The organism is Bradyrhizobium acaciae, from assembly GCF_020889785.1.
GTDB classification, from domain to species: domain Bacteria; phylum Pseudomonadota; class Alphaproteobacteria; order Rhizobiales; family Xanthobacteraceae; genus Bradyrhizobium; species Bradyrhizobium acaciae.
On record NZ_JACMYK010000012.1, the window covers coordinates 15184 to 37253 of the forward strand.

Genomic DNA, 22070 nt, shown 5'->3' on the forward strand with positions numbered 1-22070 from the left:
CGCTAGGCAGGCGCGCCGAACCATTTCGCCAGCGCCTCGGTGAGCCCCGCCTGCGTTCGCTCTCCGACCCACGCCACGTAGCCGTCGGGCCGGACCACCACCGCGGTCGGGGCCGAAACTTTTCCGAGCACGGGAAGTTCCCATTTGCCGTCATACGCGGCATCGACCAGCTGAACCCGGCCGATCCATCCCGCGATATCGATGCTGCCGGGCTCGCCGAAATTCAGCAGCACCGGTCGTGCCTGGTGCAGCAGCGCGAAGGCGTGCGTCGGGCCGTCGGCGGTGACGAGGTCGAGATCGGGCATGCGGCGGCCGAGCAGCGGATGGCCGCCGCCGAGATCGTATCGAATGTCCAGCCCGGACAGCACCGCGGCAAAGCGCTTGCGCGGCTCGTCCATACTGAGCAGTTCGCGCACGAACTCATCCAGCGCCTTGGAGCGGTCGTCGGTACGGCGAAGCGCGACCTGCGCCATCGTATTGCGCAGCACTCGGGCGCCGATCGGGTGGCGCTCGGTGTGGTAGCTGTCGAGCAGGCTGTCCGGCGCGATGCCCTCGACCACCAGCGCCAGCTTCCATCCAAGATTGACGGCGTCCTGCACGCCGATGTTGAGGCCCTGTCCGCCCATCGGCGGGTGCACATGCGCGGCATCGCCGGCGAGCAGCACGCGCCGTTCGCGATAAGCGTCAGCCTGACGCGTCATATCGGTGAATCGTGAAATCCAGCCGGGACTGTGGATGCCGAAGTCGGAGCCATAGATCGCGATGAGCGCCTCGCGCACATCGCTCAAGTCAGGTTCGGAGGAGTGCAGCTGCCGCTCGGTCAGCACCAGCCGTAAACCGCGACCGTCCTCTATTTTACCGATCCCGTGGATCCCGACGGCATCGTGATGAAAGCCGAGGGGCGGCTCCTCCACCATCTGCGCCTCCGCGATCAGCCAGCTGGTGGTCGGATCGAAGCCGGGGAAATCGATGCCGGCGGTCTTGCGAACCAGGCTGCGTCCGCCGTCGCAGCCGACGAGATACCGTGCCCGCAGCAGTTCGCCGTCGGACAGCGTGACATCGACGCCGCTGTCGTCTTGCGCAAAGCTGGTCACGTCACGCCCGCGATAGATCAGTACGCCGAGCTCGCCGGCCCATTGGGCCAGGATGCGCTCGATATCATTTTGCCACAGCGCGAGCGTGTAATTGTGCCGGGTAGGAAAGTCGCTGAGATCAAGCGGCATCGGGTGGACGTGCACGATCGGATGGCGCTGCCCTTCCGAGACGAATCGATCCGCGATGCCGCGCTGGTCGAGCACCTCGAGGGTGCGCGCGTGCAATCCGCCTGCACGCGAGCCCGCAAGTTGCTGGCTGGCGCGCCGCTCGACGATGGCAACGTCGATCCCCGCCAGCGCCAGCTCGCCCGCCAGCATCAGCCCGGTCGGACCTCCGCCGGCAATCACCACAGCATGTTCCCGCATCCCGCACTCCTCCGTTCGATTGGGCGCGCGTTCTACGGGATGACCCCGGGCTTGCGGCAAGCCCGGGGGGTCTACATATATCTGAGTGGGGAGAGGGCGGTGGCGTGGCCGTGCCCAATTTCGGTCAATCCGTCATTGCGAGGAGCGAAGTGACGAAGCAATCCATGCTTCCGCGCGTGCGGAATTATGGATTGCTTCGCTTCGCTCGCAATGACGTGCAGATCAGAACTCGCCGTGCAGACGGCCGGAGAAGATGTGCACCGGGCCGCGGTCGGCGTTGTAAGCTGGATTGGTGATGAACTGATAGTCCGCGGTCACCGTGAAGTGCTTGTTGACGGAGTAGGCGTAGTAGCTCTCGAAGATGCCTTCGTTGCGATAGTTGAGCGCGCCGTCGCCAATCAAAAGACCGAGGCCGCCGGCGGCGAGGTAATCGCGGTGCGAGGCGGAGAGCCCGTTGATCGCGCCGCCGATGCCGATCGTGTCGTCCGGCCGTCCCCATCGGCTGCCCTTGATCGACACGCCGCCCGACAGGCTGCGATCGACATCGGTGAACGACAGGATCTCGTTCTGGCCGTCATTCCAGCTCAGGCGCCCGAACAGGCCGACATCGGTTGCGATCTGCTGTTCGGCATTGAGGTAGAAGCCGTATTTCAGGTTGTCCTTACGAATGCCGGCCATCACCGCGTTGATGTCGAGCGACGGGTCGGTGGCTGCGATCGCGAGCGCCTGGCTGTAATTGCCGGTGTTGCCGCGATTGCCGAACACGCCGACGCGGAGTTTGCCGGGCTGATCGAACACCGAGTAACGGCCCTCGAATTCGACCACCGCACCGCCGGTCTTGAACGTGAGGACGTCGCTGTTCGGCGCATCCGGCACCTGGAACACGCCGGCGCGCACCGCCCAATCCTTGCGGTTGAGCTCGGCCACGGCGCCGCGGGTATAGCCGGGCAGATCCGCCGGGAAATCGTAGGCTGCGGAAGCCCACATCGCCCAGTTCATGAAGTCGGCACGTGGATCCTTGGCGTAGGAATTGCCGTCGAAGAAGTCGCCGACCGCGAACCGGCCGACGATCAGTGTCAGGCGATCGATGTCGCGCTTGCCCGCGATCTGGTTCGGGCCGTCGGGGACATCTTCCTGTTCGCCGCCGAAGCCGAAGGTCTGCTTGATGTAGTAACGTTGCGGCCGAATCCTCGGATATTCGGCGCCGGCCTTCTGGGCTTCGCCGTTCGGGAAGCCGGCGAGGCCGAGCGTGCCGTTGAGGCCGAAGCCCTGGGCGGTTTCCGGATTGAAATAGAGCTCGCCGCCTTCCCACAGCTTGACGCCGACGAACGCGGTCGTGGTCCAGGTCTGCTGCGCCTGTCCGGCCGCGGGGAGGCTGTCGGTGCCGGCATAGGCTGCGCGGAAGCCCGGGTAACCCTGCCCGATCAGGGTCGTCTGGCCATGGATCGACCAATTATCGGAGTCCGGCAACCGCGGCTGGGCCGGCGTCGCCGACCATGGCGAGTCGCCGAGCTGATAGTTCAGGCCGAATTTCAGCAGGTGCAGCCGCGGGTCGATGGTGACGCCAGGCATGCCGAAGTCGTTGAGGCCGAGCGTGCGGCGCGACAGGTCGATGTAGTCGTATTCGATCTTGGCCGTCCAATTGCCGCTCAGCGCAAATTCGGCACCGCCGCCAACGGTCCATCCGGTCTGGTACTGCCCCGGTTCGGAGACGACACTGCCCGCAGCGTCATTCACCCTGACCTGGGCGCGGCCCCAGGCGAAGCCGCCGGTGACGTAAGGCATCCAGCCGTTGAAGGCGTAACCGGCACGGCCGCGCACGGTGCCGACATAATCGACCGAGCTGTTGAAGGGGCCGAGCGTGCGCCGCGGCAGATCGACCGGGCCCACGAATGTCGCGTCGGCCTCGACGCCGAGCACGACGCGGTTTGCGAACTGGCGATTATATCCGGCCTGGAAGCCGCCGGTCCCGCCCGTGACACTGTGCGGGAAGAAGACGGCCTGCAGGGGCAGCGGATTGGTATCGGGACCGAGGCTGCCGTCGCCGTAGCCGACATGGCCGCCGACGTAGAAACCGGTCCAGTTGTAGACCGCGTTCAGGGCCGGTGACTTGACGGCCATGTCGGCCGCGGTCGCCGGCGCGCCGAGCGTAGCCGCACCGAGCGCTGCGCCGGCGGCGATCTGAACCCTGAAGAGGCGGACGCAGGTCATGACGCGGCTTTCCGCGAACGGGTGGCGGGTTTGCCCGGCATTACAGATTTGGCGGCCACTTGCCACCCGAGATTTGAAGTCATCGCCCGCCGTCCCCGGTCCGATCCGTGTCGTCCCGTCCAAAGCCAGCTCAGCACCTGGCATTCCCCAACTTTTATTGCAAGTCATTCGCAATAGCAACTGGGGTGCGCCAGATGCCCCTTCGATTTGCACGCCGCCATGACAGTCACGTAACAGCACGCGGCAGCAGGCCCTATCGGCTGCGATCGACAGCGCGTCTGTGGCAAATCGGTCGAAACCCGACCGTTCAATCGATGTCACCATTGTCCCTGTCCCTTGTTTCGATGAATGCCGGCTGCGATGCCCTGCCGAGCACGACCCTCGCGCCGGCCCGTTCGACCCATCGCGCCATCGACAGCGCCGTCCGAAGCTCGGCGCCTGAAATCATGCGGCGCTGAAAGAGCGCGGTTGCACTGCGTAGGATGGCGCTCGCCAGCCTGAACAACACGATCGCGCTCCATCGCCGGCCGCGGCCGAGCGCCGTCACGCACCCACCGTGGCGAGCTGCGCGATCCGCAGCAGCACGAGGCCCGCGGCAACGACCAGATAGCCGCGCAGCACGATCATCCAGATCCGGCTCAGCGGGCTGAGCCGCGCCGGCGGCAGCCGGTCGAGCGGCGGCATCCGCCAGGTGTCGCGATCGAACAGCGGCGGCTTCGGCTTGAAGCGGAACGATGCGTTGTGACGCGACGACATCTCGTACAGCTTGACCAGCGCGGTGACCGCAAGCGCGAGCACGCTGCCGCCGACCAGGATGCCGATGATCCATTCCTCGCCGAGATCGGGGAACAGCACCGACGCGGTCAGGATCACCGACAGCATCACGAGCCCCGCCACGACAGCGCCGGTGAACAGGTTCAACCGGGTCGAGTTGATCCAGGGTCCGAGAATATGGCGGTCGTTGCAGAGCAGCAGCAGGAACACCGTCGCGCTCGGCAGCAGCACGCCGGCCAACGTCTGCACCGCGTTGGTGAGCAGTCCGAGCGGCGTGCCCGGCGTCAGCACCAGCGCCGCCGCGAGCACGATCAGCCCGCAATACACGCTGTAGAAGCCTTTTGCGTCCCACGGCTTGCGGTGCAGTGAGTGCTTGACCGCGAACACGTCGCCGATCGCGTAGGCCGTCGAGAGGGAAACCGCGGCCGCGCCGATGATGCAGGCATCCAGCAGTGCGAGGGCAAACAGCACCGCCGGCAGCCGGCCGGCATATTTCTCGAGCCCGAGCGCGGTTCCCAACGCGTCGGTGTAGTTGCCGAATTCGGGCGTCCCAGCGAACACCGCCGCGCAGAACGAGATCATCGCCACCGCGCCGATCACAACCAGCACGATGCCGATGCATAGATCCATCCGTTCATAGCGGATGAAGCGCGGTGTGATCCGCTTGTCGACGATGTAGCTCTGCTGGAAGAACAATTGCCACGGTGCCACCGTGGTGCCGACGATGGCGACGATCAGCAGCATCACCTCGCTGAGCTTGGCGTCATGCGGCATCTTCGGCACGAAGAAATCAGCTGCGATCTGCCCGACCGGCGGATGCACCATCAGGATCACGGGCACCAGCAGCAGGCTGCCGAACACCAGCACGATCCCGAAGCGTTCGAAGCGGCGGAAGTCTCCGGTCGAGACCGCCAGCATCACGATAACAGCCGAGGCCAATACGCCCCAGAACCGCGAGACGCCGAGAAAGTGAAGCGCGAAGGTGATGCCGATGAATTCGGTGACGATGGTCAGCGCGTTCAGCACCAGGAGATCAATGACGCTGAAGGCGCCCCAGAATTTGCCGAAGCGTTCGAAGATCAGTCGCGCATGGCCGACGCCGGTGACGGCGCCGAGCCGCACCACCATCTCTTGGTTGACGTAGAGCACGGGGATCAGCAGCAGCAACGTCCACAGCAGCGTGGTGCCGTAATTCTGTCCGGCCTGGGTGTAGGTGCCGAACGCGCCGGCATCGTTGTCGCCGACCATCACGATCAGGCCGGGGCCGACGATTGCCATCAACGTCTTCAGGCGGGCAAGCAAGGTCGCCCGCGGTGCGGTGTCGTCCCGCGCGATGCTGCCGAGCGCGCCGCGGATGTCGCCGGCATGCGCGCTATCGAGAATGGCGGTTTGGGTGGTCTTGCTTTCGGTCATTTCGTGTCCTCTCGCCGCCTTGCGGGCACGGCGAGAGGGCGCGGAATCGTCAGGCGCGCGCGTCTCCGCTACCGTGAGCAGCGGCATTTCCAGATGTGATGCAGATCAAGGGTCCCGTTGCCGTGCCGCGATGGCACGCAACGGGACGACTAGGTCCTTCGTCCAATGTGGCCTCCTATGCGCAGAGTTGCGGCTTCGTCGCGCGCCGCCGCCGGCGATCGAGATCGTTGCTGGTCTCTTCGACGATCCACCGGCACTCCAGCCGGCCGTCGATCAGGATCCAATGACAGGCCGGGGTTGGACGCCGGCGGTCCGCCGGGCGGCGAAAACCCGGCAGGTTGTCATTGGAATAGGCGGCCGCCCGCGACGAGATGCGCCGCGGCTCGAACGGCCGAAATTTTGCGAGCTTTTCGAACATCGCTCACCTCCACTTCCGCTGGTCGCGGCAGGCCGGTGAGGAGCAGGCGGTCAGCCGAGGCGCGACCACCCATCCACGCAGCGGAAGCCTGCGCGATCAGTCTTGCTGTGCGGCGTCAGCAGTCCCGTCGTGGGTCTACTGTCGCCTGAGTTGCTACTGCCCATGTGCCTTCTGTGCTGGCTCGTGGTCGGGGCGACGCCCCGGTGCGGAACGAATGTTCCGACAGTCGGCCAGTACGCTTGACGCAGAGGGCTGTCAAGCTGATTTCACTATCCCCCGGGGGATAGTGATTATCCTCCGGGGAGGATAGGAGGATCATATGTCCGACGACCACCCGCACATTGCTATTGCCCGGCGCCTGAAGCGCGCCAACGGCCATCTCGAGACCATCGTCGAGATGATCGAGCAGGGCCGGCCCTGTGCGCAGATCGCCCAGCAATTGCAGGCGGTGGAGAGTGCGATCGAGAGCGCCAAGAAGGCGCTGATCCACGATCACATCGGCCACAGCCTCGAGGAGACGTTGAAGGCATCGGGTCCGAAGGGCCGCAATGTGCTGCGCGACTTCCGGCTGATCGCAAAATACCTGTGACCCAAGATAGCTGTGACCCAAGGCCGCATGTGGCGGACTGAAAAGGGTCGACCCGTCCGGGGATCACCGGACGGGTCGGTTGCGACACGGGGTGGATGAGGACCCGTGCCGAACACAGGATCCGCAGCCTGAGTAAAAACCCGTCGATCAGTAGCAGGTGCGCACGCGGCCGATGTAATTGCCGTAGGCGTCGAGCTGGCGCACCCAGCCGCAGCGGCGGTAGCCGGCGTCGTAGTATCCGTCACTGGCCGCGATCGCGCTACCGACGATGGCGGCGCCGACCAGGCCCGCACCAACGCCCCAGCCCCAGCCATACGGCTTGGCTTCGGCCTGCGAAGTGGTGGACGCGATGGTGCCGGTCACGGCGAGCGCGGTGAGAGCGAGGGCGGCAAACTTGGTCTTGATCGACATGGGATACTCCATCCTGTTTGAGCGCGGTCCGGTTTGGTCCGCATGCCCGTTGGACGGAGGCTTTTCGGTTCCGGTTCGAAGTCCGGCCGCGAAATATGGTTTCGTGGATTGTTTCGTCGCCTCGACCAGGACGAGGGAATTCCCGGTCAGTTGCTGCCAAAGGCGCCCGGATCGAACCTGTCGACATCGGCCAGCAGCTCGCAGAACGCGCGTGCACCGTGCTCGATCAGCTTCTCGCCCTTCTCGGCCGAGGCCTTGGTGGCATCGCCGATCGCGCCGCTCGGATTGAGGTCCTGCGCCTGCCAGGCGAACGGCGCCGGCCGCTGGGTCGACAGATGGCGATGATCCTTCTCGATCTGCACGCTCGCAGGTGTGAAGTCCGCGATGGCATCCTTGCGCACGGCCTGCGGATATTTCGCCAGCATGATCGAGGTCTCGACCGCGCCGCCGTGGATGCCGTGGCGCAATTCGGCAGCATCGAACAGCCCGTCGGGCGCGCCGAAGCGCGACCAGCTCGTGGTCACCACCAGCATCTTGTGTTGCGCGCGCAGATCCTGCGCCACCAGCGACATCGCGGCGGAATTGCCGCCATGGCTGGTTACGATCACGAGCTTCCTGACCCCGGCGCGCGCCACGCTCTCGCCGAGCGCCATCCAGCTCTTCAGCGCCACGTTGGTCGGAAGCGTCAGCGTGCCTGGAAAATCGATGTGCTCGGTGGAGATGCCGACCGGTTGCAAGGGCAGGAAGGTCGCTGGGATGGCCGCCGGCAGCAGCTCCTGAACCCGCGCCAGATACGCTTCGCCGATCATGACGTCGGTTCCGAGCGGCAGATGCGGTCCGTGCTGCTCGGTCGCGGCCAGCGGCAGCACCGCGATCCAGCGCGCAGTCACGCCCTTGGCGAGGTCGGGCCAATGGATGGCGGTCCAGTCGCGGGGCGGAAGCTGAGAGGTCATCAAGCCGGTCGTTTCAATACAAGCGTTTCATTGAATGGATTTGCAGGCTAGTTTGTCTAACATCAGTGGGGCGTTCGCGTCTCCGGGCGCGGTCCACGTCGTCCCGCCTTCCATCATGGGCCATAATATCAGACGGAGTCCAACCATGATCCGGGCCTTTTTGCCGCGAGCGTTAACCATGGGCCTGCTGGCCGCCGCCCTCAGCGCTTCTGCGGCCCTTGCTCCTGCGCGGGCGCAGAGCCCGGACAAGACTTTGGACAAGGTCTCGTTCGGCACCAACTGGGTCGCCGAGGGCGAGCATGGCGGGTTCTTCCAGGCGCTGGCCGACGGCACCTACAAGAAATACGGCCTCGACGTCACCATCGTGCCCGGCGGTCCCAACGAGAACAACCGCATGCTCCTGATCGCGGGCAAGCTCGACTTCTTCATGAGCGCGAACTCGTTGCAGACCTTCGACGCCGTCACCAACAACGTGCCGCTGGTCGCGGTCGCCGCCATGTTCCAGAAGGACCCGCAGGTGTTCCTGACCCATCCCGAGGTCAAGGTCGGCAAGATCGAGGATCTGAAGCCGCTGACGCTGCTGATCTCGAAGGAGGGCATCACCAGCTACTTCCAGTGGCTGAAGTCGGAATACGGCTTCGACGAGAACAAGGTGAAGCCCTACACTTTCAACCCGCAGCCCTTCATCGTGAACAAGCAGACCGCGATGCAGGGTTACGTCACCTCGGAGCCCTTTGCGGTCGAGAAGGCCGCCGGCTTCAAGCCAAATGTTCTCCTGATTGCCGATTACGGCTTCAACTCCTATTCGACGCTGATCGAGACCCGCCGCGACCTGGTCGACAAGAAGCCCGACCTGGTGCAGCGCTTCGTCGATGCGTCTGTTGTCGGCTGGTACACGTATGTCTACGGCGACAACTCGGCCGGCAATGCGATGATCAAGAAGCTCAATCCCGACATGAACGACGAGCTGCTCGCCTATTGCGTCGCCAAGATGCGCGAGCACGGCATCGTCGATTCCGGAGACTCCATCAAGAACGGAATCGGCGCCATGACCGACGAGCGGATGGCGAGCTTCTTCGACAAGATGGTGCGCGCCGGCGTGGTCAAGGGCACGATCGACTATCGCCAGGGCTACACGCTGCGCTTCGTCAACAAGGCGGTCGGCGTCGAGCTTCGGCCGAAGAACTGACGGCTGCGAAATCGCGATGGCGGAGCCTGCGTTGTCTGGATCTGATGCCGGGTCAGCGGTGCGCCTGCGCGGCGTCGCCAAGACTTACGACAGCGGCGTAGCGGCGCTCGGGCCGCTCGACCTCGACGTCGCCAGCGGCGAGTTCGTCTCGCTGCTCGGACCTTCCGGGTGCGGTAAATCCACCGCGCTGCGGCTGATCGCCGGCCTCTCCAGGCCGAGCGCCGGCACGGTCGAGCTCTCGCATCACGGCACGGAGCAGCGCGGCAGCCACAGGATAGGCTTCGTGTTTCAGGAGCCGACCCTGATGCCGTGGGCCAATGTGCGCGACAATGTCCGCCTGCCGCTGAAGCTCGCCCATGCGCCGGCGGCCGATGCCGATGCGCGCATCGCCGCTGCGCTCGATCAGGTCGGGCTTGCGGATTTTGCCGGCGCCTACCCGCGCGAATTGTCTGGCGGCATGAGGATGCGGGTGTCGCTGGCGCGCGCGCTGGTCACCGATCCGGATATCTTGCTGATGGACGAGCCGTTCGCGGCGCTCGACGAGATCACGCGCTTTCGCCTCAACAACGACCTGCTGTCGCTGTGGCGCAACCTGCACAAGACGGTCATCTTCGTGACGCACTCGGTGTTCGAGTCGGTCTATCTCTCGCAGCGCGTGATCGTGATGACGGCGCGGCCGGGCCGGATCGGCGCCGAGTTTCGCATCACCTCGCCGGAGCCGCGCGGCGAGGAATTCCGCACCTCGGCCGAATATGCCGCGTTCTGCCGCGAAGTCTCGGGTGCGCTGGCGCCGTCTTACGCAGGGCAGGCGGGCGCATGAAGTCTCCTCAGGACCTCGTCCGCTTTCTGCTTCCGCTTGCGGTGTTTGCCGCAGGCCTCGTGCTCTGGGAAGCGATCGTCCGCGCCTATGACATCCAGCCCTATGTGCTGCCGAGTCCTTTGTTGGTGCTGAAGACGCTTGTCGCGGACTGGCCGATTCTGTCGCAATCGCTCGGCGTCACGCTGCTGACCACGCTCGAAGGCTTCGTTGCCGCAGCGGTCGGCGGCGTGGTGCTGGCGCTGTTGTTCAACCAGTCGAAATGGCTGGAATATTCGCTGTTTCCCTACGCGGTGGTGCTACAGGTGACGCCCGTCATCGCGATCGCGCCGCTGCTGCTGATCTATCTGCAACAACAGACCGCCGTGATCGTCTGCGCCTGGATCGTGGCGTTCTTTCCGGTGCTGTCGAACACCACGCTCGGCCTCAATTCAGTCGATCGCAACCTCGCCGGATTGTTTCAACTTTATGGCGCATCAAAGCTGCAGGCGCTGCTGTTCCTGAAGCTGCCGGCGGCGCTGCCCTATATCCTCGGCGGCCTGCGCATCGCGGGCGGCCTGTCGCTGATCGGCGCCGTGGTCGCGGAGATCGCGGCAGGCAGCGCCGGCGCTGGCTCGGGCCTCGCGTTCCGGATCGCTGAATCAGGCTACCGGCTGAATATTCCCCGCATGTTCGCAGCCCTTCTGCTGCTATCGCTGGCCGGGATTGTCATCTATGGGTTGCTGGCGTTAGTTTCGCACCTCCTGTTGCGGCGTTGGCATGAGAGCGCGTTAGGAAAGGACAATTGATGGCCCCGATTTCTTCCGAAAAGATCGATCTGTTGGTTTATGGACCGATCCGGCCAATCCTCGAAAACGGCTTTTCCGATCAGTATGTGCTGCACCGTGCCGAGAGCCGCGGCGACCTCGAGCGGCTGACGCCCGACACGATGGGCAAGATCCGCGGCATCGCCGTCACCTATCACACGATGGCGACCGACAGGACCGCGATGGCGCTGTTTCCGAAGCTCGAAATCGTCGGCAGCTTCGGCGTCGGCTACGACCACGTCGATTCTGCTTATGCGCGCGATCACAATATCGTGGTCACCAACACGCCCGACGTGCTGACCGAGGAGGTCGCCGACGTCGCGATGGGGCTGCTGATCGCGACGCTGCGCGAATTCGTCAAGGCCGACCGCTATGTGCGCTCCGGCCTGTGGCAGACCCAGAATTATCCGCTCAGCGTCGGCTCGCTGCGCGATCGCAAGATCGGCATCGTCGGCATGGGCCGGATCGGCCAGGCGATCGGGCGGCGGCTCGAAGCCTCGCGGGTGCCGGTGTCCTATCATTCGCGCAATCCATCCAAGGACGTCGCCTACAAGCACTATCCCGACCTGATCGAGATGGCGAAGGCGGTCGACACCCTGATCGTCATCGTGCCGGGCGGCGCCTCGACGGCGAAGATGATCAACGCCGACGTGCTGAAGGCGCTCGGCCCGCGCGGCGTGCTGATCAATGTCGCGCGCGGCTCGGTGGTCGATGAGCCGGCGCTGGTCGCGGCGCTGAAATCCGGCACCATCCTCGCCGCCGGTCTCGACGTGTTCGCGGCCGAACCAAACGTGCCGGACGAATTGAAGGCGATGCAGAACGTCGTGCTGCTGCCGCATATCGGTTCGGCCTCGGTGGTGACGCGCAATGCGATGGACCAGCTCGTGGTCGACAACATCACGAACTGGTTCGCCGGCAGGCCGCCGCTGACCCCGGTTGCGGAAACGCCCGTCAGGGATCGCTGATGGCCTCGTCCCGCTTCAACGTCGTGCTGCTTGTGCTGCTGGCCGCGTGCGGTCCGGCAGCCGCGCAGGACGCCTCGACGTTGAAGAAGGACATGATCGGGCAGTGGGAGCTCGCCACGACCGAGCGCAGCAAGACCTGCGTCGTGACGCTGAAGAGCGATGCGACGCCGCAGGGCTTCAAGCTCGAGCTCGAGCCGGCCTGCGCCGCCGCGCTGCCCTTCACCAAGGACATCACCGGCTGGAGCATCAAGGGCCTCGGCGACATCGTGCGGCTGCACAACGCGGCCGGCGAGGCGGTGATCGATTTCACCGAGGTCGAGACCGGCATCTTCGAAGGGATGCGCACCAACGAGGGCGTCTACATCCTGCAAAACCTCGCAGCGGCCCGCTCGCTCGCCAAGTCGATGGACCAGATGATCGGCGACTGGTCGATGGTCCGCGGCAACGGCCAGGCGATCTGCGCCCTGGTGCTGACCAACACCGAGGCCGGCAACGACAATTTCCAGGTGTTCCTGAAAGGCAAGTGCGATTCTGCGGTCGCGGCCTTCAATCCGACGCTGTGGCGGCTCGACCACGGTCAGATGATCCTGATGTCGCCCAAGGGCGAGACCTGGCAGTTCGAGGCCGACGATAACGCCCAGTGGCGCCGCGTCCCCGACAGCGCCGACCCGCTGATCATGCTGCGGGAGCAGTAATTCGCGCCGGCCGGAACGGGACGAATTTCCGGCCGAATCTCTCCAAAATAATTCCCGACCTCATGTCGATCCGGCCGCCCCCGGATCGTCGTCCCCCATAGCGAGCCGATTTTGCGGCGATCATCGCCGCTTCTCGCCCAACAGGAGTTTTCCCATGCGGTTCATGTATATCGTCACCTCGTCCCAGCCCCCGCGCCCGCCGACGCCGGCGCTGATGGAGGCGATGGGCAAGCTCGCCGAGCGGGAAATCAAGGCGGGCCGCATGATCGACACCGGCGGTCTGCTGCCGGTCGCGATGGGCGCCCAGGTGCGCATCACCGACGGCAAGCTCAATGTCATCGACGGGCCCTTCGTCGAGACCAAGGAGATGATCGGCGGCTACGCGATCTTCGAGCTGCGCAGCAAGGAGGAGGCCGTCGCGGCCGCCGTCGAGTTCATGCAGCTGCACAAGGAGCATATGCCGGGCTGGGACGGCACCTGCGAGGTGCGTCCGTTCGCCACCCCGGGCGTCGACGGCGCCTGCCAGGTCGATGTATCCGCCTTAGCCTGATGCGCGAACCGGAACGTTTCAAGCGAGGTGGACACCGCTTCGCGTGAAGAAAACGCGACGAGCAGAGATATCAGGTCGGCGGCGATGACGGCCGCCGACATCCAGGCAACCATCCTTGCGGTGTGGCGCATCGAGCAGCCGCGGCTGATCACCAGCCTGTCGCGGATGCTGCGCGACGTGCCGCTGGCCGAAGATCTGACCCAGGAAGCGCTGGTCGCCGCGCTCGAACATTGGCCCGCCGACGGCGTTCCGGAAAAGCCCGGCGCCTGGCTGATGGCGGTCGCCAAGCGCCGTGCGCTCGATCATCTGCGCCGTGCTCGGATGCTCGTCGAGCGGCACGGTATGCTGGCGCACGATCTGGCGCGGGAGCAGGACACCATGCCCGATCTTGATTCCGCGCTCGACGACGATATCGGTGACGAATTGCTGCGGCTGATCTTCACCGCCTGCCATCCGCTGTTGTCGCGGCAAGCCCGTGCGGCGCTGGCGCTTCGGATGATCTGCGGCCTCACCACCGAGGAGATCGCGCGCGCCTTCCTGCAAGCCGAGGCAACCATCGCCCAGCGCATCGTGCGTGCCAAGCGCACGCTGTCGGAATCCGGTCTCGTCTACGAGACGCCGCGCGGCGAGGAGCTGTCCGAACGGCTCGCCTCCGTGCTTGAGGTCGTCTACCTGATTTTCAACGAGGGCTATACCGCGGCCCGCGGTGACGAATGGCTGCGCCCGCAGCTCTGCAACGAGGCGCTGCGCATCGGCCGTGTGCTGACCTCGATCGCACCGTCGGAGCCGGAGGCGCACGGGCTGCTGGCGCTGATGGAGTTCAACGCCTCGCGGCTGGCGGCGCGCACCGATGCGGCCGGCGAGCCGATCCTGCTGATGGACCAGAATCGCGCGCAGTGGGACCACCTGCAGATCCGCCGCGGGCGCCTGGCGCTGGCGCGCGCCCGCGAGCTCGGCGGCGCCGGCGGCTTCTATGTGCTGCAGGCCGCGATCGCTGCCTGCCACGCCGAGGCCGACACGTCAGATGCGACCGACTGGCGCCGCATCGCCGCGCTGTACGGCGATCTCGCCGCGCTGCTGGATTCGCCGGTGATTGCGCTCAATCGTGCGGTCGCGATCGGCATGGCCGAGGGGCCGCAGGCGGCGCTTGCGATCGTCGACGGTCTCGCCGACGAACCGGCGCTGAAGTCCTATCATCTGCTGCCGAGCGTGCGCGGCGATCTGCTGCACAAGCTCAGCCGCTTCGCCGAGGCGCACGCCGCGTTCGAGGCCGCCGCCGCATTGGCCGGCAACGCGCGCGAACGCGAGTTCCTCAAGCGCCGCGCCGCCGCCGCACGCGCTGCGCAGGACCACGGCTGTCGCTGACGGCTCCGCGATTTCGACTCAAATCGCGGGCATGCTTGCGGAATCGCAAACCGATCAGGAACCACCAAAATGACGAAGCCATCCGTGCTGGCGATCGGGCTCGACCCCACCTTCGTCGACCTGTCCGTCATGCCGCAGTTCACTCCCGAACTCGTGCGCAGCTACATCGACGCGCAGATCGAGGGCCTGCGGACGCTCGGCTATGACGTGGAGAGCTGCCTGGTCGACCTCGGCGAGACCGCGGAAGCGGTGACCGCGACGGCCCTCAACGCGCGCCGCTACGATTGCGTCGTGATCGGCGCCGGGCTGCGCGAGCCGCCGGAGCGCCTGCTGCTGTTCGAGCAGATCCTCAATCTGGTGCATCGGCTCGCGCCCGGCGCCGCCATCTGCTTCAACACCAATCCGGCCGACACCGCGGCGGCCGTACAGCGCTGGGTCAAGCCTTAGGCGCAACGGGCACAGCCTTGCCGCGCAGCCCCCACAACAGCAGGATCGATGCTGCGATGATCGCAAGCCCGATCGAGACGAACCCGGCGGTCACCAGCGTTTCCTGCCACTGCGCGGCACTCCGCCCGGCGGCCGTGACCGGCGAGAGTGCACCGGTTCCGAGAACGGAGGCGAGTGTCGTCACGGCCCAGTTGCCGTACGTTCCGCAGAGCAGCGCCCAATAAGCTGCGACGCTGGCGCGGTGCGACAGTCTCACCTCGCTCCAGATTGCGCCGACCGCGAGCAGGAACGTGCCGTTCATGACGCCTTCGAGATGCGCCGCGAGCGCCATCCGCACGTTGGTGAAGTGCTGCTCGATGAGACCGGTCAGCAGCCCGATCAGGAACAGGGCCATGCCGTGAAACAGCAGCCGTCGTCTGTAATCCATTCTCGCCCCTTTTGTAGCCTTGCCCCAATAATGACTGACCATAGCAGAAAGCGCGAAGGCGCCGGTCGCGACCTGGACCCGTGACCCGGGCTCTCCGCGCTGCCCGCCGGCTCTTGGCGGAAGCACGACGCGGCCAGGGGGTGGCGCAACGCCGCCCCGGACCGGGCCCTGTCCACAAAGGCCCGGCGGTTGTTGCCGGCGGCAACCTATGACACCATCCAGATTCCGATTTGTTTTTGATTTTGGAAGCCCATGCCGCGCCGCAAATATGCCTGGGAGAAGCTCACGGATGCGCAGTTGCTCGAGCAACGCCTCAGTAGTTTGAGGGTTGCCGTCGAGGGCACCTGGCTCGCGGATTGTGTCAGCACGCTTTACGAAGAGCTCGAAGAGCGGGGCATCCGGCTGCGGCCGCATACATGGATTTCGAGCGAATGGTTCAGCCCGGCCGATGTGCCCGGCATCGCCATTCCATTCTATCTCGCCCATCCCCGCCTGATGAAGCTCGAGAAGAAGATGATGCTCGACGTCGAGGGCGCCTCGTGGTCCGAGTGCATGGCCATTCTCCGTCACGAGGCGGGGCACGCCATACAGCACGGCTACCAGCTGCAACGCCGCCGGCGCTGGCAGCAGCTGTTCGGCCCGTCGTCGCAACACTATCCGCGCTACTACCGGCCCAATCCGGCCAGCCGCAATTATGTCCAGCATCTCAGGCTCTGGTACGCGCAGAGCCATCCCGACGAGGATTTTGCCGAGACCTTCGCGGTGTGGCTGCGGCCGCGGTCGAACTGGCGGACGCGCTATGCCGGCTGGCCGGCGATGAAGAAGCTCGAATATGTCGACGAGCTGATGGGCGAGATCGCCGGCAAGCGGCCGCTGCTCACGACGCGCGAGCGCGTCGATCCGCTGCATGCGCTCAAGCAGACGCTCGGCGAGCACTACAAGAAGAAACAGGCGTTCTACGCCTTCACGCCGCCGAAGACCTACGACCGCGATCTGTCAAAACTGTTCTCCGCCGATCCGCGGCATCATCGGCATCCGCCGGCCGCATCTTTCATCAGGCGGCACCGCGCCCAGATCAGGCAGCTGGTCGCGCGGTGGACGGGCGAGAACCAGTTGACGCTCGACGCCGTGCTTGACGACATGATCTTGCGCTGCCGCGAGCTCAACCTGCGTGCGGTCGGCCCCGAGCAGAAGCTCGTGACCAACTTCACCATCCTGCTGACCGCCAAGACCATGCACGCGCTGTTCGGCCCGTCGCGCCGCAAATGGATCGCGCTATGAAACACTTTCGCATTCTGGTGCTGATGCACCCGGACTGTGTTCCGCCCGACTCCAGCGATGGCTACTCCGCGCGGGAGATCAATGAATGGAAAACCGAATACGACGTCGTGAGCACCCTGCGCGCGGCCGGTCATGAGGTTCGTCCGCTCGGCGTGCAAGAAGAAATCAAGCCGGTGCGCGACGAGATCGAAGGCTTCAAGCCGCACGTGGTGTTCACGCTGCTGGAGGAGTTTCACTACAACGTCGTGTACGACCAGCACATCGCGAGCTATCTGGAGCTGATGAAGATCCCGTATACTGGCTGCAATCCGCGCGGTCTGATCCTGGCGCGCGGCAAGGATCTGTCCAAGACGCTGGTGCATCACCGCCGCATCCCGGTGCCGGCCTTCGCCGTGTTCCCGATGCGGCGCAAGGTCAAGCGGCCGCCGCGGCTGGCGCTGCCGCTGATCGTCAAGAGCCTGAGCAGCGATGGATCGCTCGGGATCTCGCAGGCATCGATCGTCGATACCGACGAGAAGCTCGTGGAGCGCGTCGCCTTCATCCATGAGCGGATCGGAACGGCCGCGATCGCCGAGCAGTTCATCGAGGGACGCGAGCTCTATGTCGGCGTGCTCGGCAATAACCGGCTACGGGTCTTGCCGGTTTGGGAATTGAAATTCGGCAGCATGGGCGGCCCGGTGGCGCGGCAGATTGCGACCGAGAAGGTCAAGCACGACACCAGCTATCAGGAACGCGTCGGGATTGTCGATGGCCCGGCCGAGGACCTGACGCCCGAACTATCCGCACACATTCAGCGGCTGGCGAAACGCATCTACCGGACGCTCGGGCTCGATGGGTACGCGCGTATCGACTTTCGCCTGTCCACCAATGGCGTTCCATTTTTCATTGAGGCCAATCCCAATCCCGAGATCGCGAAGAGCCAGGAGTTCGCGACAGCGGCCGGGCATGATGGACTGGACTACCCAGGTCTGTTGAACCGCATCCTGACGCTCGGAATCAGCCGCGCCAAGGCCGGCGTATCCCTGGGCTGAACCAAGCCGTCAAAGGCTGCGCTGCATCAGATGGCGCCGTGCGTCCCTCGGGATGAACATCGCAAACGTTTCCCTAACACGCGCCGCCGGCGTCGCGTTCGCAGTGGCGACGGGAGCGGACGCCATGGTCGGATGAAACGCATTCGGTTCCGGCCACCGTCGTGCAAGGATTTCGTTTACCGAACCCGGCATGGCGAGCGCATTGCGGCGGCAGGTATCGTAGACGTACAAGCCGGCAAGAAAAATCGATACGACAACAAGGATCGTCCTGAAAATCGGCATTGTGTTTGCGCCTTCTTGATTGAGGCGAACAATGCCCGGCAAGGGTGAACCGCGCGTTGAGCGGGCCGGTCGATCGGCCGATACGGTTCCCAACTGATGAACGCGGCTGCGTAAAGAGCTCGCTTACCAATGCCTTCAAGGTTGCGGCAACCAGCTTTCCTCACCGGCGGGAAAGAAGTCTCTGGCATTGAGAGACCAAGAAAAACACTGAGGAGGCACCATGTTCGTCGCCATTCGAGTCATGATCCTGATCGCCAGCGCGTATGCCGGCTCCGCCATTGCGGAGATGCAGTTTGCGCCGCTGCCGAGTCTTGCGGCTTCGTCCGCGCCGTAGGCGCGTTGTGGAGGCGTCGAGTGAGCCTGGCGACCGATCGACGTCGAGCATCAAGACAAGAAACACGGCAAGCGCTGCGATGACGAATCGCATTTACTTCGTGAGACCTGAATTGTGATGTGAGCTGCGCGCAAGTGCATTTCGGATAGCGACTCTTAGCGGGTCGATTGCGCCAAAGCGGTGATCTCTGCCGTTCCGCCGCAGCTTTGCACATTGGAACTTCGGCGCTTGCCGTAACTTTACGGAAGGTAGCCACGTTGGGATACGCGATGTTCCGACATTTTTCCGTTGCGCCTTTTGCTCTCGTCCTTTTGCTTGCCCCGGCCGCGCCCGCGATCGCGGCCGGCCTCGATGCCGCCGCGATCAACGACGCTGCGGCACCACCGGCAAAATTGCCGGGCAGGCAACAGATCAACGCTTCCATTGCCAAGCTAGAGATCCTGCTCGATCGCGCGCATTTCTCCCCCGGTGAGATCGACGGCGAGCTTGGCGAGAACGCGCAGAAGGCACTCACTGCGTTCGCCACTGCGAACGGATTGTCGTTCGACAAGGCCGTGACGCCGGATCTCTGGACCAGGCTCACCTCTGCCAGCGAAGGCGCCGCGATCGTCAATTACACGATCGTCGACGCTGATGTGAAAGGCCCGTTCCTGGCGAAGGTCCCCGTAAAGATGGAGAGCATGAAGAGTCTGCCGGCGCTGAATTACACCAGCCCGCGCGAGGCGCTCGCCGAGAAATTCCATATGAGCGAGGCGCTGCTTCAGGCACTCAATCCCGGACGGAAGTTCGACAAGGCCGGCGAGACTATCGCGGTTGCGAACGTGCTCGACGTCGCAAAGCCTCCGGCGATTGCGCGCCTGGAAGTCGACAAGACCCGACAGACGCTCAGCGCATTCGACGCTGCGGGGAAGCTGCTCGCCTTCTATCCCGCGACGGTCGGCAGCGCCGAGAAGCCCACGCCGACCGGCACGTTGAAGGTGACTGCGGTCAACAAGAACCCGACCTATCGCTACAATCCCAAATACAAGTTCAAGGGCGTCAAATCAAACAAGCCGTTCACGATCAGGCCCGGCCCTAACAATCCGGTCGGCGTGGTGTGGATCAACCTCTCGGGGGAAGGCTACGGCATTCACGGCACCGGCAATCCCGGCCTGGTCTCCAAGGCGGCATCCCATGGCTGCGTCCGGCTCACGAACTGGGATGCGCTGCGCGTTGCGGCCGGCGTCGCGAAGGGGACGCCGGTTACATTCGTCGAGGGCGCACGATAATGCGGTGACCGCAGGAGACGACGGCTATTGGTCGGTCGGACGTTTTCTGCTCAGGAATTCCGGCATCGCATCGTGACTCGCAGGCAGGCTGTCGTCCAGCAACAGGAAGTGCACGCAGCCCTCGACGGCTTGCGATGTGCGAGCAAATTGTTCGGCGAGGCTTAGAATGATTGCGCGCTTGTCCGGCTCCATGATGCAATAGAACGCCAGCGTGAGTCTGAGGGCTTCCTTATCGTCGGGGCGGCCGAGCATTGAAGTCTCCGAGAATTCGCAGCAGGCCGCAGCGCGCGCGAGGCCGTTAGTCCCGTTCGGCATCTTGACATCGGCAGCAACGGCTTCCGAGCGAAGATTCTCCGCGATCGCCGACGAGGCTTCGCGGACAAATCCCGCGGCGCGAATCGCTTCGGCGACGAAGCGCAGGTCGATGCGGAAGTGCAGGGCGCGCAGTAGATCCTGTCTGTTTTGTTTTCGGGGCACGCTCGCTTCGTCATTCCGGGGCGTGCGAAGCACGAGTCCGGAATCCATTTCACCACCAACACTGACGCGCGATGGATGCCGGGCTCAGCCCTTTGGGCCGCCCCGGAATGACGAGCGAGGGCAGGCGCGGGCCCATGCAACCGATTGCCCGACGGCGCAAGCTCCCTGCGCCCGCTGCAAGAACGGGCGGAACGAAGAGTAAGGCTCGGGCAATCATGCCGCGAGAATGCGAAGCCATCGTCCACCGACCGCGCAACACATCTGGTGTCATCCCTGCGAAAGCAGAGACCCATAGCCACAGATGCCTGACGTTGAAGGACGGCGGAACGACGAGTCCTGCTCATTACATCCGCCGCGGAGTATGGGTCCCTGCTTTCGCAGCGACGACCCGCGGAAGAAGCGCGCCTCTCAGCTTAGGCGCGGCGGCGGCCTTATTGGTCCACCTTCGGCGGCTTGGCCGCAATGTCGAAGCCGAGCCGCAGCGCACGTTCCTGGCGCTCTTCCGACAAGAACCTCAGCTCCCGTTCCAGCGACCGCGCAACCTCGTCCTGCGTTTCCTTGGAGTGGCGGCGGGAGCCGCCTTGCGGTTTGGCCGGTTGGGCAGTCACGGGAGAACCCTTGTCATCGCAGCGTCACACGCCGTGATGCCACGACCAGCGTCGGCACGACAATCAAAAAGAATTCAGCCGATGCCGTTTGGAATGTTTGTTGTGCAACTGACTCAAATTTGGGCAGGAAATTCTCTCGGGCCTCGTCTGAGCCTCGCCGCGAACACAACCGCATTCAGGCGGGGACCTGCGATCTCATCAATTCGGATGAGAACGCTCGGTTCCCACGAAATCATTTCCGGAATCGCGCGAAGACGTCCTGAAACCGACAAGGTCTAACCTTAGTAGCGTTGTGAAGGACGGGGCCTGGTGAGACGCTGACAACTGTGGTCGTGAGATTCACGATCTGGGTCGTGAGGTCCGCCGGTCCTCCTGAGACGTTGGGGTTGATCTCGGAAATGAAGAAGCCGAATGCTGTGCCATATGTCTGGGCGGCCGCGCTGATCGCGGTCGTGATATGGGGCGTGAGCGGTACCCCGCAGATGGCACATACCTCCGCCAACACGCATCTGGCCCGGGCGCGGTAGCGCCCGAGAGGCCCGGCTAGAGCTTCGGGCGAAGCGAGCGCTGCATGTCCATCGTGTAGGTGTAGCGCCCTTCGGGGTGCGTGGTGATGGTCACCTCGAACAGTTCCTCGCGTACACCGTAGTAGCGGCGGACCACGGTGAGCGCCGGCGAGCCGGTCTTGACGCCGAGCGACTTGGCGATCGGCGCGGGCATGCCCCGGACGAAGATCTCCATCTGCGCGCGCTCGGTGACCTGGCCGTACATCTTGGCGATCTGCTCGTGCACCGGGGTGCGGCCGTGGTCGCTGCGTGTCACCACATCGGCGAACCGGCGCAGCACGTAGATCTCGGTCCAACCGAGCGGCGCGGCGAACTGGTCCGAGCGGCGCACCGCCTCGATCAGGAACCAGCTCCTGCCGGGCTCGCATTTCAGAAGTCCCGCCAGCTTGCGGTCGGCCACGATGTCGCTGCTGGCAACGACGTCGCGGTAGGTTTCGTTGGAATAGCGCAGCCACTCGCCGAGCGACTTGACGCTGTGGGTGAACAGCACCGGCGGCTCCGAGGCGATCACCACCGAACCGAGGCCGGCGCGGCGCACGATCAGGCCCTGGTCGATTAGGATGCGCAGCGCCTCGCGCACGGTCTGGCGGCTCGCCTGGTAGCTCGCCATCAATTCGGTTTCGGTCGGCAGCAGATTACCGACCGTGTAGGTGCCGAGCCGGATGTCCTTCTGCAGTCCGGTGGCGATGTCGCGGTAGCGGGACGATCTCGCTCGGTCCGGTTGTTCAGACAT

General features: G+C 64.6%; 23 protein-coding genes. 12 read left to right on the forward strand and 11 right to left on the reverse strand.

Features of this window, described 5'->3' with window-relative positions; all coding sequences use genetic code 11:
- Nucleotides 1-2: 2 nt before the first annotated feature.
- The 4 genes from H8A92_RS08095 to H8A92_RS08110 all read right to left on the reverse strand — a co-directional run bounded on the left by H8A92_RS08095 (nucleotide 3) and on the right by H8A92_RS08110 (nucleotide 6276).
- Entirely contained in the window at nucleotides 3-1460 is a 1458-nt protein-coding gene (locus H8A92_RS08095; RefSeq protein ID WP_229195306.1) for an FAD-dependent monooxygenase, read from the reverse strand.
- Between the two features lie 222 nt (nucleotides 1461-1682).
- On the reverse strand, nucleotides 1683-3671 hold the full coding sequence (locus tag H8A92_RS08100; RefSeq protein ID WP_229195307.1) for a carbohydrate porin: 1989 nt from the start codon (nucleotides 3669-3671) through the stop codon (nucleotides 1683-1685).
- 543 nt (nucleotides 3672-4214) lie between these two features.
- Nucleotides 4215-5858, reverse strand: a complete 1644-nt coding sequence (locus tag H8A92_RS08105; RefSeq protein ID WP_229195309.1) for an Nramp family divalent metal transporter — start codon at nucleotides 5856-5858, stop codon at nucleotides 4215-4217.
- Between the two features lie 175 nt (nucleotides 5859-6033).
- Nucleotides 6034-6276 carry a hypothetical protein gene (locus H8A92_RS08110; protein ID WP_229195310.1) on the reverse strand — a complete coding sequence of 81 codons (243 nt, stop codon included), beginning with the start codon at nucleotides 6274-6276 and terminating at the stop codon, nucleotides 6034-6036.
- A 319-nt stretch (nucleotides 6277-6595) separates the two neighbouring features.
- Between H8A92_RS08110 and H8A92_RS08115 the strand changes: the two genes are divergently transcribed.
- Nucleotides 6596-6865, forward strand: a complete 270-nt coding sequence (locus H8A92_RS08115) for a metal-sensing transcriptional repressor (RefSeq protein ID WP_229182752.1) — start codon at nucleotides 6596-6598, stop codon at nucleotides 6863-6865.
- A 147-nt stretch (nucleotides 6866-7012) separates the two neighbouring features.
- Here the strand turns inward: H8A92_RS08115 and H8A92_RS08120 are convergent, their stop codons facing one another.
- Both H8A92_RS08120 and H8A92_RS08125 read right to left on the reverse strand, forming a co-directional pair.
- On the reverse strand, nucleotides 7013-7276 hold the full coding sequence (locus H8A92_RS08120; protein ID WP_229195312.1) for a hypothetical protein: 264 nt from the start codon (nucleotides 7274-7276) through the stop codon (nucleotides 7013-7015).
- Between the two features lie 146 nt (nucleotides 7277-7422).
- A complete protein-coding gene (locus tag H8A92_RS08125) occupies nucleotides 7423-8229 on the reverse strand; it encodes a creatininase family protein (RefSeq protein WP_229195313.1) in 807 nt (268 codons plus the stop codon).
- Nucleotides 8230-8374: 145 nt separating this feature from the next.
- On the opposite strand from H8A92_RS08125, the gene H8A92_RS08130 reads away from it, so the two are divergent.
- The 8 genes from H8A92_RS08130 (at nucleotide 8375) to H8A92_RS08165 (ending at nucleotide 15063) form a co-directional block, all read left to right on the forward strand.
- A complete protein-coding gene (locus tag H8A92_RS08130) occupies nucleotides 8375-9418 on the forward strand; it encodes an ABC transporter substrate-binding protein (RefSeq protein ID WP_229195314.1) in 1044 nt (347 codons plus the stop codon).
- 16 nt (nucleotides 9419-9434) lie between these two features.
- Nucleotides 9435-10238: an ABC transporter ATP-binding protein gene (locus tag H8A92_RS08135; RefSeq protein ID WP_229195315.1), complete on the forward strand. Its 804-nt coding sequence runs from the start codon at nucleotides 9435-9437 to the stop codon at nucleotides 10236-10238.
- Nucleotides 10235-11023, forward strand: coding sequence for an ABC transporter permease (locus tag H8A92_RS08140; protein ID WP_229195316.1), 789 nt, complete (start codon nucleotides 10235-10237; stop codon nucleotides 11021-11023). Before H8A92_RS08135 ends, H8A92_RS08140 begins: the two co-directional genes overlap by 4 nt.
- A complete protein-coding gene (locus H8A92_RS08145) occupies nucleotides 11023-12006 on the forward strand; it encodes a 2-hydroxyacid dehydrogenase (RefSeq protein ID WP_229195317.1) in 984 nt (327 codons plus the stop codon). Before H8A92_RS08140 ends, H8A92_RS08145 begins: the two co-directional genes overlap by 1 nt.
- Nucleotides 12006-12701, forward strand: a complete 696-nt coding sequence (locus H8A92_RS08150) for an AprI/Inh family metalloprotease inhibitor (protein ID WP_229195318.1) — start codon at nucleotides 12006-12008, stop codon at nucleotides 12699-12701. Before H8A92_RS08145 ends, H8A92_RS08150 begins: the two co-directional genes overlap by 1 nt.
- A 154-nt stretch (nucleotides 12702-12855) precedes the next feature.
- Nucleotides 12856-13251 (forward strand): YciI family protein, encoded by a 396-nt coding sequence (locus H8A92_RS08155; protein ID WP_163154293.1) that lies wholly within the window; start codon nucleotides 12856-12858, stop codon nucleotides 13249-13251.
- Between the two features lie 84 nt (nucleotides 13252-13335).
- Entirely contained in the window at nucleotides 13336-14616 is a 1281-nt protein-coding gene (locus H8A92_RS08160; protein WP_229195319.1) for an RNA polymerase sigma factor, read from the forward strand.
- 69 nt (nucleotides 14617-14685) lie between these two features.
- A complete protein-coding gene (locus tag H8A92_RS08165; protein ID WP_229195320.1) occupies nucleotides 14686-15063 on the forward strand; it encodes a type 1 glutamine amidotransferase family protein in 378 nt (125 codons plus the stop codon).
- Here H8A92_RS08165 and H8A92_RS08170 read toward each other — a convergent pair.
- Nucleotides 15053-15490, reverse strand: a complete 438-nt coding sequence (locus tag H8A92_RS08170) for a styrene oxide isomerase (protein ID WP_229195321.1) — start codon at nucleotides 15488-15490, stop codon at nucleotides 15053-15055. The two genes, H8A92_RS08165 and H8A92_RS08170, sit on opposite strands and share 11 nt — an antisense overlap.
- Nucleotides 15491-15742: 252 nt before the next feature.
- Between H8A92_RS08170 and H8A92_RS08175 the strand changes: the two genes are divergently transcribed.
- Both H8A92_RS08175 and H8A92_RS08180 read left to right on the forward strand, forming a co-directional pair.
- Nucleotides 15743-16771 carry a putative zinc-binding metallopeptidase gene (locus H8A92_RS08175; RefSeq protein WP_229195322.1) on the forward strand — a complete coding sequence of 343 codons (1029 nt, stop codon included), beginning with the start codon at nucleotides 15743-15745 and terminating at the stop codon, nucleotides 16769-16771.
- A complete protein-coding gene (locus H8A92_RS08180) occupies nucleotides 16768-17802 on the forward strand; it encodes a D-alanine--D-alanine ligase family protein (RefSeq protein WP_229195323.1) in 1035 nt (344 codons plus the stop codon). The genes H8A92_RS08175 and H8A92_RS08180 overlap by 4 nt, the downstream gene beginning before the upstream one ends.
- A 9-nt stretch (nucleotides 17803-17811) precedes the next feature.
- On the opposite strand, the gene H8A92_RS08185 is transcribed toward H8A92_RS08180, so the two are convergent.
- The gene (locus H8A92_RS08185) at nucleotides 17812-18084 is read right to left on the reverse strand and encodes a hypothetical protein (protein WP_229195324.1); all 273 of its coding nucleotides are present in this window, start codon (nucleotides 18082-18084) and stop codon (nucleotides 17812-17814) included.
- A gap of 603 nt (nucleotides 18085-18687) precedes the next feature.
- Between H8A92_RS08185 and H8A92_RS08190 the strand changes: the two genes are divergently transcribed.
- Nucleotides 18688-19686: a L,D-transpeptidase family protein gene (locus H8A92_RS08190; protein ID WP_229195325.1), complete on the forward strand. Its 999-nt coding sequence runs from the start codon at nucleotides 18688-18690 to the stop codon at nucleotides 19684-19686.
- 24 nt (nucleotides 19687-19710) lie between these two features.
- Here H8A92_RS08190 and H8A92_RS08195 read toward each other — a convergent pair whose 3' ends face one another.
- From H8A92_RS08195 to H8A92_RS08205, 3 genes are all read right to left on the reverse strand, one after another.
- The gene (locus H8A92_RS08195) at nucleotides 19711-20211 is read right to left on the reverse strand and encodes a hypothetical protein (RefSeq protein ID WP_229195326.1); all 501 of its coding nucleotides are present in this window, start codon (nucleotides 20209-20211) and stop codon (nucleotides 19711-19713) included.
- A gap of 383 nt (nucleotides 20212-20594) precedes the next feature.
- Nucleotides 20595-20771, reverse strand: coding sequence for a hypothetical protein (locus H8A92_RS08200; RefSeq protein ID WP_229195328.1), 177 nt, complete (start codon nucleotides 20769-20771; stop codon nucleotides 20595-20597).
- Nucleotides 20772-21314: 543 nt separating this feature from the next.
- A complete protein-coding gene (locus tag H8A92_RS08205) occupies nucleotides 21315-22070 on the reverse strand; it encodes a GntR family transcriptional regulator (protein WP_229195330.1) in 756 nt (251 codons plus the stop codon).

Excerpts from the sequence above, each read along its gene's own strand:
- H8A92_RS08095 (WP_229195306.1), bottom strand. The coding sequence starts at position 1,460 with ATGCGGGAACATGCTGTGGTGATTGCCGGCGGAGGTCCGACCGGGCTG.
- H8A92_RS08100 (WP_229195307.1), bottom strand. The coding sequence starts at position 3,671 with ATGACCTGCGTCCGCCTCTTCAGGGTTCAGATCGCCGCCGGCGCAGCG.
- H8A92_RS08105 (WP_229195309.1), bottom strand. The coding sequence starts at position 5,858 with ATGACCGAAAGCAAGACCACCCAAACCGCCATTCTCGATAGCGCGCAT.
- H8A92_RS08110 (WP_229195310.1), bottom strand. The coding sequence starts at position 6,276 with ATGTTCGAAAAGCTCGCAAAATTTCGGCCGTTCGAGCCGCGGCGCATC.
- H8A92_RS08115 (WP_229182752.1), top strand. The coding sequence starts at position 6,596 with ATGTCCGACGACCACCCGCACATTGCTATTGCCCGGCGCCTGAAGCGC.
- H8A92_RS08120 (WP_229195312.1), bottom strand. The coding sequence starts at position 7,276 with ATGTCGATCAAGACCAAGTTTGCCGCCCTCGCTCTCACCGCGCTCGCC.
- H8A92_RS08125 (WP_229195313.1), bottom strand. The coding sequence starts at position 8,229 with ATGACCTCTCAGCTTCCGCCCCGCGACTGGACCGCCATCCATTGGCCC.
- H8A92_RS08130 (WP_229195314.1), top strand. The coding sequence starts at position 8,375 with ATGATCCGGGCCTTTTTGCCGCGAGCGTTAACCATGGGCCTGCTGGCC.
- H8A92_RS08135 (WP_229195315.1), top strand. The coding sequence starts at position 9,435 with ATGGCGGAGCCTGCGTTGTCTGGATCTGATGCCGGGTCAGCGGTGCGC.
- H8A92_RS08140 (WP_229195316.1), top strand. The coding sequence starts at position 10,235 with ATGAAGTCTCCTCAGGACCTCGTCCGCTTTCTGCTTCCGCTTGCGGTG.
- H8A92_RS08145 (WP_229195317.1), top strand. The coding sequence starts at position 11,023 with ATGGCCCCGATTTCTTCCGAAAAGATCGATCTGTTGGTTTATGGACCG.
- H8A92_RS08150 (WP_229195318.1), top strand. The coding sequence starts at position 12,006 with ATGGCCTCGTCCCGCTTCAACGTCGTGCTGCTTGTGCTGCTGGCCGCG.
- H8A92_RS08155 (WP_163154293.1), top strand. The coding sequence starts at position 12,856 with ATGCGGTTCATGTATATCGTCACCTCGTCCCAGCCCCCGCGCCCGCCG.
- H8A92_RS08160 (WP_229195319.1), top strand. The coding sequence starts at position 13,336 with ATGACGGCCGCCGACATCCAGGCAACCATCCTTGCGGTGTGGCGCATC.
- H8A92_RS08165 (WP_229195320.1), top strand. The coding sequence starts at position 14,686 with ATGACGAAGCCATCCGTGCTGGCGATCGGGCTCGACCCCACCTTCGTC.
- H8A92_RS08170 (WP_229195321.1), bottom strand. The coding sequence starts at position 15,490 with ATGGATTACAGACGACGGCTGCTGTTTCACGGCATGGCCCTGTTCCTG.
- H8A92_RS08175 (WP_229195322.1), top strand. The coding sequence starts at position 15,743 with ATGCCGCGCCGCAAATATGCCTGGGAGAAGCTCACGGATGCGCAGTTG.
- H8A92_RS08180 (WP_229195323.1), top strand. The coding sequence starts at position 16,768 with ATGAAACACTTTCGCATTCTGGTGCTGATGCACCCGGACTGTGTTCCG.
- H8A92_RS08185 (WP_229195324.1), bottom strand. The coding sequence starts at position 18,084 with ATGCCGATTTTCAGGACGATCCTTGTTGTCGTATCGATTTTTCTTGCC.
- H8A92_RS08190 (WP_229195325.1), top strand. The coding sequence starts at position 18,688 with ATGTTCCGACATTTTTCCGTTGCGCCTTTTGCTCTCGTCCTTTTGCTT.
- H8A92_RS08195 (WP_229195326.1), bottom strand. The coding sequence starts at position 20,211 with ATGGATTCCGGACTCGTGCTTCGCACGCCCCGGAATGACGAAGCGAGC.
- H8A92_RS08205 (WP_229195330.1), bottom strand. The coding sequence starts at position 22,070 with ATGTCTGAACAACCGGACCGAGCGAGATCGTCCCGCTACCGCGACATC.